At 68.9% G+C, this 14997-nt stretch carries 16 protein-coding genes and 1 pseudogene; 7 read left to right on the top strand and 10 right to left on the bottom strand.

The annotated features are described in order from the left end of the window. Positions 1 to 5: 5 nt before the first annotated feature. The gene (locus DMH01_RS02115; protein ID WP_125673432.1) at positions 6 to 947 is read left to right on the top strand and encodes a hypothetical protein; all 942 of its coding nucleotides are present in this window, start codon (positions 6 to 8) and stop codon (positions 945 to 947) included. A 137-nt stretch (positions 948 to 1084) separates the two neighbouring features. After that, positions 1085 to 2380 (top strand): annotated as a pseudogene (locus tag DMH01_RS02120) (amidase family protein). A gap of 36 nt (positions 2381 to 2416) precedes the next feature. On the opposite strand, the gene DMH01_RS02125 reads toward DMH01_RS02120, so the two are convergent. Next, on the bottom strand, positions 2417 to 3283 hold the full coding sequence (locus DMH01_RS02125; RefSeq protein WP_125673433.1) for a LysR family transcriptional regulator: 867 nt from the start codon (positions 3281 to 3283) through the stop codon (positions 2417 to 2419). Positions 3284 to 3375: 92 nt separating this feature from the next. On the opposite strand from DMH01_RS02125, the gene DMH01_RS02130 reads away from it, so the two are divergent. Both DMH01_RS02130 and DMH01_RS02135 read left to right on the top strand, forming a co-directional pair. Continuing rightward, positions 3376 to 3909: a cysteine dioxygenase family protein gene (locus tag DMH01_RS02130; RefSeq protein WP_125673434.1), complete on the top strand. Its 534-nt coding sequence runs from the start codon at positions 3376 to 3378 to the stop codon at positions 3907 to 3909. A 263-nt stretch (positions 3910 to 4172) separates the two neighbouring features. Continuing rightward, entirely contained in the window at positions 4173 to 4856 is a 684-nt protein-coding gene (locus DMH01_RS02135; RefSeq protein ID WP_125673435.1) for a TetR/AcrR family transcriptional regulator, read from the top strand. On the opposite strand, the gene DMH01_RS02140 is transcribed toward DMH01_RS02135, so the two are convergent. Then, positions 4802 to 5758, bottom strand: coding sequence for an alpha/beta hydrolase (locus tag DMH01_RS02140; RefSeq protein WP_125673436.1), 957 nt, complete (start codon positions 5756 to 5758; stop codon positions 4802 to 4804). The genes DMH01_RS02135 and DMH01_RS02140 overlap by 55 nt on opposite strands. A gap of 125 nt (positions 5759 to 5883) precedes the next feature. Here DMH01_RS02140 and DMH01_RS02145 point away from each other — a divergent pair, with 125 nt between their 5' ends. Together DMH01_RS02145 and DMH01_RS02150 are read left to right on the top strand one after the other, a co-directional pair. After that, entirely contained in the window at positions 5884 to 6192 is a 309-nt protein-coding gene (locus DMH01_RS02145; RefSeq protein WP_233621377.1) for a hypothetical protein, read from the top strand. Between the two features lie 235 nt (positions 6193 to 6427). Next, positions 6428 to 7012 (top strand): DUF4188 domain-containing protein, encoded by a 585-nt coding sequence (locus tag DMH01_RS02150; RefSeq protein ID WP_125673437.1) that lies wholly within the window; start codon positions 6428 to 6430, stop codon positions 7010 to 7012. On the opposite strand, the gene DMH01_RS02155 is transcribed toward DMH01_RS02150, so the two are convergent. From DMH01_RS02155 to DMH01_RS02165, 3 genes are all read right to left on the bottom strand, one after another. Continuing rightward, the gene (locus DMH01_RS02155) at positions 6933 to 7943 is read right to left on the bottom strand and encodes an AraC family transcriptional regulator (RefSeq protein ID WP_125673438.1); all 1011 of its coding nucleotides are present in this window, start codon (positions 7941 to 7943) and stop codon (positions 6933 to 6935) included. The two genes, DMH01_RS02150 and DMH01_RS02155, sit on opposite strands and share 80 nt — an antisense overlap. Further along, on the bottom strand, positions 7940 to 8344 hold the full coding sequence (locus DMH01_RS02160; RefSeq protein WP_125673439.1) for a hypothetical protein: 405 nt from the start codon (positions 8342 to 8344) through the stop codon (positions 7940 to 7942). Before DMH01_RS02160 ends, DMH01_RS02155 begins: the two co-directional genes overlap by 4 nt. Positions 8345 to 8436: 92 nt before the next feature. Continuing rightward, entirely contained in the window at positions 8437 to 9870 is a 1434-nt protein-coding gene (locus tag DMH01_RS02165; RefSeq protein WP_125673440.1) for an MFS transporter, read from the bottom strand. A 199-nt stretch (positions 9871 to 10069) separates the two neighbouring features. Here DMH01_RS02165 and DMH01_RS02170 point away from each other — a divergent pair, with 199 nt between their 5' ends. After that, the gene (locus DMH01_RS02170; RefSeq protein ID WP_158633178.1) at positions 10070 to 10960 is read left to right on the top strand and encodes a LysR family transcriptional regulator; all 891 of its coding nucleotides are present in this window, start codon (positions 10070 to 10072) and stop codon (positions 10958 to 10960) included. On the opposite strand, the gene DMH01_RS02175 is transcribed toward DMH01_RS02170, so the two are convergent. From DMH01_RS02175 to DMH01_RS02195, 5 genes are all read right to left on the bottom strand, one after another. Further along, entirely contained in the window at positions 10953 to 11399 is a 447-nt protein-coding gene (locus DMH01_RS02175; RefSeq protein WP_125673442.1) for a DUF1772 domain-containing protein, read from the bottom strand. The genes DMH01_RS02170 and DMH01_RS02175 overlap by 8 nt on opposite strands. Before the next feature lie 85 nt (positions 11400 to 11484). Beyond that, the gene (locus DMH01_RS02180) at positions 11485 to 12153 is read right to left on the bottom strand and encodes an ABC transporter ATP-binding protein (RefSeq protein ID WP_199745337.1); all 669 of its coding nucleotides are present in this window, start codon (positions 12151 to 12153) and stop codon (positions 11485 to 11487) included. Further along, entirely contained in the window at positions 12150 to 13478 is a 1329-nt protein-coding gene (locus tag DMH01_RS02185) for a hypothetical protein (RefSeq protein ID WP_125673443.1), read from the bottom strand. The genes DMH01_RS02180 and DMH01_RS02185 overlap by 4 nt, the downstream gene beginning before the upstream one ends. Further along, positions 13475 to 14461, bottom strand: coding sequence for a hypothetical protein (locus tag DMH01_RS02190; RefSeq protein ID WP_125673444.1), 987 nt, complete (start codon positions 14459 to 14461; stop codon positions 13475 to 13477). The genes DMH01_RS02185 and DMH01_RS02190 overlap by 4 nt, the downstream gene beginning before the upstream one ends. A 150-nt stretch (positions 14462 to 14611) precedes the next feature. Continuing rightward, on the bottom strand, positions 14612 to 14962 hold the full coding sequence (locus tag DMH01_RS02195; RefSeq protein WP_233621427.1) for a lactococcin 972 family bacteriocin: 351 nt from the start codon (positions 14960 to 14962) through the stop codon (positions 14612 to 14614). Between the last annotated feature and the right edge of the window lie 35 nt (positions 14963 to 14997).

Below are 14997 nucleotides of genomic sequence, written 5' to 3' on the forward strand. Positions count from 1 at the left end.
AGTCCATGACAACGACCCGGATCGAGGTCGCCGACGTCGAACGTCTCGAAAAAGCCGTCGACGTCTTGCGCGCACTGGATTACCGGCAGGGCGGTGCTTTTTCCCACGACGCCGTGCACGTCGTGAAATCGGTCAGCCTGCTGCTCAATGGGGGGACCGTCCCCGGCACGCTCCGGTCGCGGCTGCTGACCGTGCTCGCCGATCTGCACAATCTGCTCGGGTGGACGGAATTCGACATCGGCCGCCGGATTCCGGCGCGGATCCGGTTCGACCGCGCGCTCGGTCTCGCCGCCGAAGCGGGAAACGACAATCTCGTCGCCAACATCCGTTACCGCCTCGGCAGGCTGGCGCTGCACCACGACGACGTCGAGGGCGGGTTGGTGCAGCTCCGCCAGGGCCAGGCCGCCGCGAACCGGTCCGGCTCCCGGCGGGCGCTGGCGATCCTGACGGTCAACGAGGCATGGGCGCTCGCCAAGGCCGGTGACGAACGCGCCGCCCTCGAGAGTCTCGCGCGGGCGGAGTGCCAGTTCGAGCACGCGGACACCTGGGCGCCCGCGCGTCCCTGGGAAGCCTTCTTCGGCACCACGGACATGGCCGCGATGCGAGGGACCGTCCTGACCGAACTGGCCAGGACGGTCACCTCGCGGCACAGCGACGAGGCGATCGCGCGGCTACGCGACGCCGTCGGCGGTTACGGCGCCGAAATGTCCCGCAGCCTGGCGCTCACCCTGATCATGCTCGCCCAGAACCACGCGCTCCAGGGCGATTTCGACGAAGCCGTCCGCACCGGCTCCGAAGCGGTGGACCTGGCTCGCGGCCTCGGTTCCACCCGCACCAAGGACCGGCTCGCGCCGCTGGCGGCACTCCTGCGCGGACACGCGACCGGCCCCGCCGCCCGCGACCTGCTCCACCGGATCGACCGTTACCGCGCCGAACCGGGCCCGTGAGCGGCGACCCGCCGTCCGAGCAGGACCGCGGTCGCCGCGAAACCGAGGCACAGACCGGTCCAGACACCCCAGCCGGGCTCAACGACAATGCTTGTCTTTTCAGTGAATGTGGCTTTTGCCACGCTAAGCTGGCGACCGTGAGTGGACCTTGGAGCGCTTCGGAAAGCCGCTCGCGCGCGGAAAAAGCCCGGCACCTCAACGCGATCAGCCATCTCGCGCCCGACGACGGCACACCGGGGACGAGTGGCCCGCTCGCCGGTATCCCGGTGGTGGTCAAGGACAACATCCACGTCGCGGGCATGCCGAGCACCGCGGGCACCCCGGCTCTCGCGCACCACGTTCCGCGCGAACACGCGGAGGTGGTCCGGCGTTTGGTCGACGCGGGCGCCGTGGTCGTCGGCAAGGCGGCCATGCACGAACTCGCGTTCGGCATCACCTGCGACACGACCCCGCTGGGCCCGGTGCGCAACGCCCGCGACCCGTCCCGGTTCGCCGGGGGCAGCAGCGGCGGGACCGCGGTCGCCGTCGCGGCGGGCATCGTCCCGGCGGGCCTGGCCACCGACACCGGGGGTTCGGTGCGTGTTCCCGCCGCGCTCAACGGGGTTTGCGGTTTCCGGCCGACGTCGGGCCGCTACCCGTCCGGCGGCATGACCCCGTTGAGCACCACCCGGGACACGGCAGGGCCGATCGCCCGCACCGTCGCCGATCTCGCCCTTCTCGACGCGGTGCTCGCGGGAGAACAGCCGGAACCGCTGACCTAGAGGTCACCGATCCGGCTGGGTGTGCCGCACGGTTTCTTGACCGGCGACCTGGCCGAGGACGTCGAAGAACTGTGGCACTCCGCGCTCGCCCGCTTGCGTACGGCAGGAGCCGAGCTGGTGCCGATCGACGACACGCCCCTCGCCGAACTCGTCGCCGACCAGGGAATGCCGCTGGTGGTCCACGAAGCGGGCGTCGCGCTCCGGTCCTACCTCGCCGAATACGTGCCCGAGGTCTCCTTCGAGCGGCTCGTCGCCGAGGTCGCCTCGGCCGACGTCCGGGCGATCTTCGCCGAGGCGATCGTGCCGGGCGTCGAGCCCGCCGTCTACGAGGCGGCCCTCGCCACCCGCTCGGCCTTGCGTGACGCCTACGCGAAGATCTTCACCGACAGCGGGATCGACGCGCTGGCCTTCCCCACCACACCCGCGACGGCCCGGGATTTCTCGGCCGTCGAGAAGTTCGTCCACCGCGGGCGCGCGGTCCCGACCTTCTCGACCTTCATCCGCAACTGCCAGCCCGGCAGCATCGCGGGCTTCCCGGGGCTGACCGTCCCGATGGGGCGCGACCGCGACGGCCTGCCCGCCGGGTTCGCGCTCGACGGCGCCATCGGCGACGACCGGAAACTGCTGGCCGCCGGCGCCTTCGTCGAACGGATCCTGACTGTCCACAAGTGACAATTCCCGGGTGCGGTTGTTCCCGGTCCGTGAACCTCAAGTCCGGATGCTCGCCCGAAGTGCGTCGATGAGCGCCACCGCGGCGGGCGGGTCCGGCGGATCGCCGTAGGTGACGGCATAGATCTGACGCGGATCTTCGGCCAGTTCGGTGGCGTGGACGCCCGGCATCCGATGGGCGCGGAGGGCCAGCCGCGGCAGCGTGGTCACCCCCATCCGGGCCGCGACCAGCGCCTGCATGACGACGATGTCGTCGCTCACCATCGAGATCCGCGGCGCGAACCCGGCCCGCCCGCAGATCGTGACGAGTTCGTCCTGGCAGCGGGCGCAGCCGCCGATCCAGGTCGAGTCGCGGTGATCGGCGATGGTCTGCCCCGGTTCGCTGGTGAGCAGGTAGATCGGGTCGTCCAGCAGGTGCACCAGCCGGAGTCCCCGCTCCTCGCGCGGAGTGTCCGCGTACCGGAAGATCAGGGCGACGTCGATCCGCCCTTCCCGCAGCATGCGCAGCGCCTCGCCCGGATGTTCGTCGACCAGCCCCAGTTCCAGTCCGGGATGGTCGCGGGCCAGCGCGGCGGCCGCACCGGGGACGATGGTGCTCAAGATCGACTGGAACCCCGCCAGCCGGACCCGCCCGGCGCGCAAGCCCACCTGCGCGGCCAGCTCGGCCTCGGCGCCTTCGACCCGGCCGACGATCTCGGCCGCGCGGGCGGCGAGCAGTTCCCCCTCGGGGGTGAGCCGGATGCCGCGGCCGATCCGCTGGACCAGCTTCGCCCCCGTCGCGGCCTCCAACCTCGCGAGATGGTGACTCACCGCCGGTTGCGTGTAGTGCAGTTCCTTCGCCGCCGCGGTCATCGAACCGTGCCTGGCGACCGCCGCCAGCACCGTGAGCTGCACCAGGTTCAGCATGGATAAAGAATACCTATGCGAAAGGAAGAACGTCGTCATTGGACGCCGGCCCGACAACGGACCACGATGAGAAGCGACGAGAAGGAGTGAAAATGACCGTCGCATCCGAAACCACCGCCAGACCTGGCCTCGCCGAGCTGATAAAACGTCTTCGCCAATGCACCGGAAGAACGTCCGAACCCCTGGCCACCGCGCAGGCCGTGGCGGCCGTTCTCACCGAACTCCGGCCGACTTCAGGCCTGCTCACCGAGGCGGAACGAGCCGGGTCCCCCGAGGGGTACACCCGCACCACCCTGCACACCGAGTCCGATTTCTCGATCGTCGCGCTGGTCTGGCGGCCCGGCCAGCTCACCGAGATCCACGACCACCTGGTGTGGTGCACATTCCTTGTCCTCCAAGGAACCGAGACCGAGAACATCTTCGACATCGACGGCGACCGGCTGGTCCGGACGGCGCAGCGGCAACGACCCGCCGGGTCGGTCAGCGGCGTCGCGCCACCCGACGACATCCACCAGGTGCACAACGAAGGCGACACCGTCGCCATCACCTTGCACGTCTACGGCGCCGACCTCGACAAAGGGACCAGCGTCCGCCGCAATTACCGGATGCGCACCGCTTCGCAGTAAAAGGCGTAAGCATTTGGGGCCATTTCGCCTATTGCCCTCAGCGCCGTCGCACGGTCGATTATCGGCGACATCGAGAAATGACATACCCCCGGCGCGGACTTTGTCAGGAGTTCGCCTCGTACCGATGATTCCGGGGACGGTCTCGACGAACCCTTGCCGCCGATGAATCGGCCGGAGGCCGTCGTCGACCGGCCGGCGGCGTTGCACCCGGCGCGTGCGATCGTAAACTGTGCCACTGACGGCTACAGGAAGAAGTACGGGTGATGACAGGTCGACGGCGCTGGTCCAGCGACGACATCCTCGACGCGGCGGGAAAACTCCTGGAGGGCGGCGACGCGGAGGCGTTCAGCGTGCGCAAGCTCGCGGCGGCGCTCGGCACCGATTCCTCGAGTCTGTACCGGCATTTCCGGAACAAGGCCGAACTCCTGCGCGCCGTCGCCGATCGCGCCCTCCTCACGGCCATAGAGGGCTATGAGCCCGAAGGTGACTGGAGGCAGTGCGTCACCGACATCGCGTTCCGGCTCCGCGAGGTCTTCGCCAGGCAGCCCCAGATCGCCACGGTCTGGGGGCGCTACGCCTCGGGGGGCAGCGGATCGCGCGCCGTCCTGGAAGCGCTGCTCCAGGCTTTGCGCTCGTCAGGCCTGCCCGACGAGCGCGTTCCCGTCCACTGTCACCGGCTCGCGGTCCTCGTGACCGCGCTGATCGCCTCCGACGGCGGCATCAGCACCCTCGCCGCGGAGGATTTCGAGCACGGCATGGAGTCGTTCCGGGTCGCCGTCCTCGGCGCCGACCCGGAACGTTTCCCCGCGGTGGCCCATTTCGCCCGGGAGATCCGCCCGCTCGGCGCCGACCGCCGGAACGCCTACGAGGACATCCTCACCGCGCACCTCGATCAGATCGAGGCCGAAGCGAACGCCTCGCGCAGGAACTCGGATATCTCCGCCTGAGCGGCCCCGGCCTGCGGCTCCACCCCGGGCAGCGTGAGGAATCCGTGCCTCGCGCCCGGATATTCGGAAAGGCGCAGCTCGGTCCCGGCTTCGCGCAGCCGTTCCGCGTAGCGGCGGCCGTGATCGGCGAGCGCGTCGCGGGTGGGCACCACCACGAGCGCGGGCGGAAGCCCGCTCAGGTCGTCGGCGCGGATGGGCGACCACGCGCGGGCGTCGACCCCCGGCGGGACCGAAAGCCGTTGGACGAGCCGGAGTTGAGGCAGCGCCCGGGTCGGGCTGTAGGCGTACTCGGTGATCGAGGGATAGTCGAACATCGACTCGGTCACGTCGACCGCCGGATTGACCAGCACCTGCGCCTTGAGCCGCGGCCCGCCTTCCCTGGCCCGGAGGGCGGTCAGCGCGCTGATCAACCCTCCGAAACTCTCGCCGACCACGGCCACCCGTTCCGGGTCGACGCCCCATTCGGCGGCGTGACGCACCACGTGCACCAGCGTGTCCCAGCCGTCGTCGGCCGCGAACGGGAGCGGGATGTCCGGCGAGACAAGGCGATGCTCGACCGAGACGACCACCGCGGGCAGCCGCGCGGCGAAATGACTGTTGGGCCAGTCGCATTGCACCGCGGTACCGACGAAGCAGCCTCCGTGGACGTGGACCACGAGCGGCAGCGCGGCGTCGCCGCCGACGGCCGGGCGGTACACCCGGACCGGCAGATCGCGGCCGGGCAACGCGATCTCCCGCCAGTCGATCAGGGCACCGGCGTCCGGTTCCCCGAGGAACGCCCGGGCCTCTTTGGACGCCCTGGCCCGGTTTTCCGCTTCACGGTAGGCGATCAGCTCCTCGGTCGTGATCGTCGAGAAGTCCGGTTCCGCCGGTCGTAGCCCGGCGGCGATCTCGTCAGTCATCTCTTCGCTCCCCTTCGTCATGGCCTGCACCGTCATTATGCACGCGGTGCGTGCAACATCAAGTGCATCACCGGCGGAGGTAGCCGGCCGCGTGCGGCGACAGGCTCGACACCAGGAGTAACCAGATGTCGGAAGTCGCTGCCGCGCGGCACTCCCGTGGCGGGCGGATCTCCTCTCTGGACCTGCTGCGAGGGGTGGCGATACTCGGCGCGTTCGGCACGAACGTGTTCCTGTTCGCGCATCCCGGCGGGCCCGCGGGTTCGGCTTCGGCGTCGGCCCTGCCCCTCAACGTGCTGACCGGTTTCAGCGGCCCGGACTGGCTGCTCGTCGACCGGTTCCTGGCGCCTCGCTCGTCGCGGTGGGCCTGCTCACCCTGGTCGCCCACCTCACCCTCCGGATGCGGGACCGGCCCGGAATGGTCCGAAGTGGACTGATCGCGGTCGGCCGCACCGCGCTCTCCTGTTACGTGCTCCAGAATCTGCCGGCCGGCGGCCCACTCGAACTGCTCGTGCATCGCCTCTACGCGCGATGACCGCGTAGTCCTTCGGCACCGAAGCGGAACGTGTCCGGTTCGCCCCCCTTGGTGGCCGTCGATGCCCTCCGTCCGAAGACCCCTCGCGCGGTGAACTGGTTCCCGGAAGGCAACGACGATGCGGCGGAGGAGAAACGATGAAGATCACCCCAGGCAGGGTCACGCATCAGTACGACGGGGAGCTGGTGGTGTTCCACATCGGCATGACGTTCAACAAGTGGTGGCGGCCCGATCTCTCTCTTCCGGTCTTCTTCGCCATGCCGGCGATGATGCGCGAACTCGCCGAGGACCCGGACTCGGGACTGCTCGGCTACGAATTCCTGTTCAACCGCAGAGGGCCGTTCGCCGTGCAGTACTGGTCCTCGATCGACAAGCTCTACGCCTACGCGTCAGCCGGTTCGCTGAGTCACCGCCCGGCGTGGACCAGGTTCAACGCGATGGCGAGGAAGAACCCCGAGGCGGTGGGAGTCTGGCACGAGACCTTCGTCGTCGAGCGTGCCGAGAGCATGTTCGTCGGGACACCGTCCATGGGGCTGCCCAAAGCGACGAAGACCGTACCCGTCGAGAAGCGAAACCACCGCGCCCGGACGCGTCTGGAGGACGGCGCCACCGCACTGCCCGCGAGCCCGGAGGGTCGGCCGGTCAGTCCTCCGTGCGGGCGGCCAGGGGCGTCCGGCCGGTCCAGCGCCGATACGCACGACGGAACTCCCGTCCATCGCTGAAGCCGACTTCGGCGGCCACGGCCGAGATCGCCAGGGTCGAGTTCTTGAGCAGCGCGGTCGCGTGCCGCTCGCGGACACGGTCGCGGATGGCGGCGAACTGCTCGCCCGCTTCGGCGAGCTGCCGCCGCAACGTGCGTTCGCTGAGGTGCATCTGCGCGGCGATCTCGGCCATGGTGAGCGGGCGGTGGAGGTGCGCGTTCAGCAGCGCCTCCACCGCGGCCACGACCCCGGGCCTGGTCCGCTCCGGCGCGATCAGGCTCCTGCACACCGCGAGAGCTGTCCGCAGCGTCGGTTCGTGATGAGTGGGGATCGGCACTCGCAGGACGTCCGAACCGATCACGAGGCGGTCGGCGTCGGCGGCGAAGTGCACCGGGCAACGGAAGAACCGCTGGTACCGGGCGGCATAGGCCGGCGGCCGATAGGTGAGGTACACCCGGGTGGGCGCCCAGGTCTCACCGAGGACGGAGCGCAGGAAAGCGATGGTGCTGGAGAACGCCTCCTCGGCGAGGAACGGGAGCAAGGCGGGATCCGGCCAGCGCTCCCGGAGATACAGTTCGATCTCGTCCCCGTCGAGCCCCTCCGCGGTGAAGTCGGCGAGGCTGCCCGAAGCCCGATGCATTTCGTCGACCACCCCGAACGCGTCGCCGACCGTCGCGGACGATCTCATCGCCACGCCGACGAAGCCGAAGGACAGCAACGCGTCGCGGGCTCCGACCTCGAGGCCGAGAGGCCGGTCCGGCATCGCCGCGACGGCCCGGCGGAGCACCGTCCTGGCTTGATCGAGCGACACGCGGACATCGACGTCGTCGAGGAGCCCGGGCTCCAGCCCGGTTCCCGAGAACCAGGCCGAAACCGGCAGCCCGGCTTGGCGGCCGATCGCCACCACCGCGCTCAGCAGCGTCGGGGGAATGGCCGCCTCAGCGGATGTCATACCGCGCCCGGCGCACTCGACAGGGGGCGCACGAAGCCCGCGATCCGCGGTGTGACGACAGCGGTGCCGTCGTCGATCATGGCGCGCATCCCCGCCAGCACCCGTTCGTCCGGCGAGCCGTGCACCTGGAAGTCCACCACCGTGCAGTGCTCCGACACGGCGTTGATGTGGTTCTCGGAGATCCGCCAGTGTTCGAGGACCGCGTCCGAATCGGCGTACATCTGATAGCTGTAGGCCAGCATGCGGTCGGCGTCCACGAACGTCTGCACCATGACCTGCGGCGCGTTGCGCTCCACGAAGTCGATGGCCTCCTGGACGGCGGCGGTGAACTCCTCCAGGTGGCCGTCGGTGATCCGCATGGTGTTCCGGAACAGGAGCATTTCGTCGGGTTCGAGAGTCATGGCCTCATGATCGGACCTCGACCGGACTGGAGGTCAACACGGTGCCCCGTGCGGTCCGTCACCGGGGCCGGGCCCCAGTGACGGACCGGAGATCAGGCCACGGTCCTCTTCCGCTGGAGCAGCAGGAGAAGCGCGGTCGCCAGGCCGATCGCGGCGAAGACCGCGCAGGCGAGGAAGGCGGCGCTGAAGCCGTCGGTGAGCGCGGCCTTGTCGGTGGAGCCACCGGTCACCGCGAAGGCCACCGAGGAGGTGATCGCCACCCCCAGTGCCGCGCCGATCTGGAAGGTGGCGTTGTTGAGCCCCGAAACCAGACCGGACTCCTCCGGCCGGGCGCCGGACAGCGAGGCGATGGACGCCGCCACGTTGGTGCTGCCGATACCCGCGCCGAAGACCACGAGCCCGATGAACAGGTCGGTCCAGTAGCCGCCCTGCGGCGAGATGGCGGTCAGCAGCAGCAGGCCGGTGCCGAGGAACGTCATGCCGACGATCGCGATGGCCTTGTAGCCGACCTTCGCCGCCAGGCGGGCCGCGACGTTGGCGCCGATGATGGACATGACCGCGTAGACGGCGGTGCTCAGCCCGAAGCGGACCGCGCTGTAGCCGAGGACCTGCTGCGCGTACAGCGAGGTCACGAAGGCTCCGCCGTAGACGCACATCGCCACGAGAAGCATCAGGATGTTCCCGCCGACCAGCGAGCTGGAGCGGAAGATCCGCAGCGGCACCAGCGGTGACTTCCCCCGGCTCTCGACGACGACGAACAGGACCAGCAGGGCCGCCGCGCCGGCCAGCATCCACAGGGTGCGGCCGGACAGCCAGCCCGCCTCGGGCGCGACCACGACGGCGTACACCAGCAGCCCGATCGCGGCGGTGATCGTCAGCGCGCCCAACGGGTCGAAGGATTTGCGACCCTGGCGGACCGGCGTCTCCCGCAGCAGGCGCGGGCCGAGGAACAGCACCGCCAGCACGACGGGGATGTTGATGTAGAAGATCCACTCCCAGCCGAGTCCGTCGGTGATGGGGCCGCCGATCAGCAGGGCGGCGGTGGCGCCGAACGCGCCGATGCCGGTCCAGATGCCCAAGGCCTTGTTGCGTTCGGCGCCCTCGCCGAAGGTGTTCATCAGGACGGCCATCGCCGTGGGCGTCATGATCGCCGACGAGAGCCCCTGGAGCAGGCGGGCACCGATGAGCACCTCACCGGACCAGGCGAGTCCACAAAGGATGGACGCGACCCCGAAGAGGGCCGCGCCGATCAGGAACATCCGGCGGCCGCCGAGCAGGTCCGCGGTCCGGCCGCCGAACATCAGCAGGCCGCCGAAGGCCAGCAGGTAGGCGCTCATCACCCACTGGGCGTTGCCGGGGCCGAAACCGAACTCGGTCTCGATCGCCGGAAGCGCCAGCAGGACGATCTGGGAGTCGACGATGACCATGAAGAAGGCCGCGCACAGCAGCGCGAGGGCCTTCCAGCGTCTGGGGTCGGGGATGGCCGCCGCCGGGGTCGCGGCGCCGGGGAGATGGGTGGTGCTCATCGTTTCTCGCTTCGTTCAAGGATTTCCGTGCTGGATCACCGGGGCATGACGGCATGGCCTCCACCACCCGGCGGAGGCGTCCGATCACGGATTCGTGCAGGAGCCCCAGTGCTGCCGAGTCTTGGTCACCCGACGTGCGGGAACAACGCCGAAGCCTGCAACAATCGGTAACCCGCGCTTACCGATCGGAGACACCGCCGTGGAGTGGAGGGAGCTGGAGTGCTTCCTGACCTTGGCCGAGGAGCTGCACTTCGGCCGCACCGCCGAGCGGCTGTACACCTCGCGCGCCCGGGTCAGCCAGAACATCCAGGCCTTCGAGCGGCGTATCGGAGCCCGCCTGTTCGAGCGCACGAGCCGCAAGGTCACGCTGACCGCGATCGGGCGGCGGCTGTCCCTGGAGCTCGAGTCCCACCACCGGGCGATCGTGGAGGCGATCGAGGACGCCCGCGAGGCGGCACAGGGACGCGGGAAACCGCTACGCGCCGGATTCTCCGGGCCCTGGTGCGCCGAGTTGCTGAATCTGGCGGGTGACGGCCTGGCCGCCGAGTACCCCGACACGTTCGTCGACGTCCGGGAGATCCACCTGTCCGACCCGCTGGGGCCGCTGCGCGCCAGGGAGGTCGAGGTGCAGCTGACCGAGTTCCCGGTCTCCGAGCCGGATCTGCGCACGTCCGCGCCGCTGATCGTCCAGGAGCGTTTCCTGGCGGTCTCCACCCGGCACCGTTTCGCCGAACGCGCCGAGATCACCCTGGAGGATCTGGCGGGCGAGGAGATGATCGTGTTCGGGGACCTGATGCCGGACTACCAGCGCGAGCACTTCTTCCCGCACCGCACGCCCCAGGGCAGGCCGATCCGCCACAGCCACAGCGTCCGGTACTGGCAGGACGCGATGTCACTGGTCGCCGCGGGCAGAGGGGTGTGCCTCGCCGGCGGCGACGCCCGCCGGTACTACTTCCGGCCCGACATCACCTACCTGCCCATCAGCGGCGCTCCCCCGATCCGGTACGGCCTCGTCTGGCGCCCCGATACCGAGAACCCCAGGCTGATGGCCTTCATCGCCGCCGTGGAGCACGCCGCCGCGCTCAGCTGAGTGCGGCCACGAGCAGGGCGAAGGCGGCGATGATGACCGCGACACGGGCGTAGTGGAAACGGTCCCAGCGGTTCATCTGCTCCTTCCAGTCGGCGGGCCGGTTCTCGGCGGTCCACGTCTTGCCGCGGTTGTTGATCGGGACGAGCAGCAGGACCGACATGACCACGCTGACGATCAGCAGCGCACCGGCGGTGACGACGAGCCCGGAGGCGGGGTCCTGCCATCCGGCGATGGCCCAGACCGCGACGAGGACGAGCGACCCGATGTACCAGACCGGCATGACGGCGCCGAGCATCCGGCCCCCGTGGGCACGGCCACGCACCATGCTGTCCTCGGGGAGGGCGCCGAGGATCCGGTTGAGGACGAAAGCGACGGCGAACTCCACCCCCACCATCACGCCGACCACCACGGTCGTGACGATCTCGAGTGCGTTGAGCATGACTACCCCTCCAGAAACCTAGCGTTGCTAGCTCGTCCTGCGACGCTAGCACTAGCGTCGCTAGATTGTCTAGCAGCGCTAGATCTCAAGCGGGGAGGCCGGTGAGATGCCCGGAGAGGTCCACCACGCGGGAACAACGGTCGGCCACGGCGTCATCGTGCGTCGCGACGACGATGGTCTTGCCGGACTCGTTCAGTTTCCCCAGAAGGTCGAGCACGACATCGCGGTTCTCCGCATCGAGGGAGCCTGTCGGCTCGTCGGCGAGGACGATGTCACAAGGCTTCAGCAGCAGCCGTGCCACAGCGACGCGCTGCTGCTCGCCACCGGACAACGAGAAGATCTTCCGCTCTTCCGCTCCCGGCAGCCCCACCCGCTCGAGCGCCTCGGCGATCCGTTCCCGCTTCGGGGTTCCGCGCTCCGCATAGGTGAGTGCGACACGGAGATTGTCCGCCACCGACTCGTTGTCGATGAGGGCGAAGTTCTGGAACAGGTACCCCAGCCGGTACCGGCGCTGGAGATTCGCCGCCCGGGACCGCGGCCTCGGCGCTCTTTCGCCGAGGATGCGGACCTTGCCGGCATCCGGCGCGTCCAGCAGCCCGATGAGGTTGAGGACGGTGGACTTCCCGGTTCCGCTCGCGCCGGCGAGGACGACGAATTCCCCCTTTTCGATCCGGAGATCGAGATCGTCCAAGACCCGGCGGTCGCCGTAGCTTTTCCGGACTCCCAGGAGTTCACAAGCACATTCCACGGTCACAGCTCCTTCAATCGCCTGCTCGCGTTTCGGCGTTCCACGATGAGGACGGTCACGACGACGAGCAGGGCCTCGACGAACAAGGTCACGGCGGCCACGGCCGTCAGTGCCGGCGCCTGGTCGAACGAACTCACTCGGTCGCCGGGCATCGAGCCGGCGTTCGTCGCCAGTACGACGAGCGCGAGACCGGCGAGGAGGGTTTGCCCGAGCCAGGTCCCGCCCAGTGTCAGCAGCAATTCCCGGTGGGTTCGAGCGAAACCGACGCCGTGGAGCCTGCGTACGGCCAGCCTTCTCCGCAGCCGGTCGGAGCCGATGATCGCGATCGTCGCGGTCAGCGCCACCATGACGAACAAGGCCACGCCCCCGAAAACCCCGGCTTGAGTCATGCCACCGCGAACGTCGTTGACCTGTGTGGTCAGTGCCTCGTGCACGCTCACGAGGTGCTGGAGATTGTCGGCGAGCTTGAGTTCCTTCAACTTCGGGGCGAGCCCGTTCAACACCACCGCGGGGTCTTCGCCGACGCGGACCTTCAGCCCGGTGTTCACCCCGCCGGTGATCGAGTTGAGCCGGTCCACGGTCAGGCTGTTCGACGGCGTCATGATCTGGATGACGGGATCCGTGATCAGGTTCCCGTCCCCGGGGTTGACTCGGGGATCGAAGCTGAACACCTTCTGCCCGGCGGCCGTCCAGACGATCCGGACCCGTTGCCCGGTGAACCATTCCGGCGGCCGTTCCCCGGTGATCCGCTCTTCCGCCTGAACCGCGCCGGTGATCCCCTCTGCCCCGGTGCGCGTTTCCTGCAGCAGTTTCCTGATCTCTGCTTCGCGCGGCTTGAACTGCTCGGGCACGGCGACCACCCAGGCCCGTTCGCCGTCTTCGATGTCGACGACTTTCCGGGATTCGTCCAGGATCGGGTACTGCTTGAGGTAATTGGTGTTCACCTGGATCGGCGCGACCGGCCAGCGTCCCGTGGGGTCCGGGGGCGCGCTGGGCTCGTAGTTCGCGGCGTCGATGAAGATCGCTCCCGCGCGGTCGAGTACGGGATAGAGGTCACGCGCCTCCGCGACCGACGAGGCGTTGCCCCCGGTTTCGAACTCCTGCTGGTCTTCCCCGATGAGCCGGGGGTAGAAGATTCCGTAACCCTGGACCTTCTCCCACGGCGCGATCTGTTCCCGCTGACTCTCCAGATCGGCGAATTGCTGCCACACCAAGACGGTCAGGACGGCCACCACCGCCCCGCAGACGGCTTTCACGACCGCGAGCGCCGAGATGGCGAAGCCGGAGGACGAACGACTCCGGGGAGCGGTGTGCCGCGTTCGATCGTTCACTGCAGGCTTCCTTTGACGAGGTCCGAGACTTGCACACGATTGATGACGATCAGCCCGATCCCCAGCGTCGCGGCGAAACCGGCCGCCGTCACCGGGATCACCGTGATGGCGAGGGAACGCAGGAACACCGGGTCGGCGCCGGGAACGGCGAGGACGATGGCCACACAGGCGACCAGCCCGAAGAGGATCGATGCGATCTGCACTCGCCCCACGACTTCGTACCAAATCCGCGTCGCGGGGTGGCCGAGCAACCGCAGCACGCCGATCCGCCTCCCCTCACGCAGGAGGACGAAGAGGATGATCAAGGTCGCCGCGACGGCGAGAAGGGCCGTCAGGGTTTCCAGGCTCGTCCGGTCTTCGGTCGGTGATCGGCTCGGATCCGGCGTCAGGTCCGCGGTCGTCAGGCCGGCGACCCCCGCCTCGGCCAGTCGCTCCTGGACGATGGCGAGGAAGCGGTCCGTGGCGGCGCGGTCGGGGGCCTCGACCGCGTACCGGCCGGCGGCCGGCAAGGCGTCGAAGGCCCGGGGCAGTGGCGCGAACGTGAGGTCGTACCCGTCGCCGAGGACCGAGGGCACACCCACGTTGCCCGCTTCCCCGGCGCGCGCCGAGGACACGGTCGCCGGACCGCCGCGCGATTCGGCCGCGGTCAGCCAACGCCCCTCGCTCAACGTGAATTCGTCGGTCAGGGCCGTCCTGTCCTGGCCGAGGAGAACGTAATGCGTGATGCGCTTCCGGTCCGAGGGGGACGTGTTCACGGCGGTGCGCAGCACGGTGGAGCGGGTCACCGTGGCCGCCTCGGTGAGAATGCGCAGCGCCACGCCGGGATCGCCGGCCCGTGGACTCTCGGGCCAGACGAACGCGACTCCGACGCGATACGCGGCGGTTTCGCCTTCCGATTCCCGCTCGAGGACCTTGTCCAGGAGAATCACCACCGGAATGGCGAGCATGACTCCCGCGAAGAGGAGGCACAAAGTCAGTCTCATCTGCGATCACTCTCGTCGAGCGGGCCGACGCGCACCTTGAAAGGAATTCGGATCGCGTTTACCTCCGCCGAGGGAAACGCGGGTGCCGGATCCGGATCACCGAATCCGGCACCCGCTTCACGCGATCATTCCCAGTGCGTCAGGACGGAATCACGCGTTCGGGTTGTACCAGGTGTTGCAGGTCCACTTGAAGCCGTTCGTGACATAGGCGTTGGACCAGGAACCCGCGTTGGCGTACCTCTTGTCGTTCCGGGCTCCGAGGGCCGCGGTCGAGCTGTGGTAGTTCTTCGGGTGAACGTAGTTGGAATGGCACGACTTCGAGGTGCCGCTGACCCCGGAGCCACGGCACCAGGTGCCGCCACCAGCGCTGACGCAGTCGGCCGACACGGACGCCGTCCGACTCGGAGCGGCCTGCGCGGTCGAGACCGCGCCCACGGACATGAGCAGTGCGAACGAAGCGACCGCCGCCACCTTCGCGGTTTTTCCGGACGTGAATACCATTGACACTTTCAACCCCATTCTGCTTGTTTGCACAT

The organism is Amycolatopsis sp. WAC 04182 (genome assembly GCF_003947465.1).
Lineage (GTDB): Bacteria > Actinomycetota > Actinomycetes > Mycobacteriales > Pseudonocardiaceae > Amycolatopsis.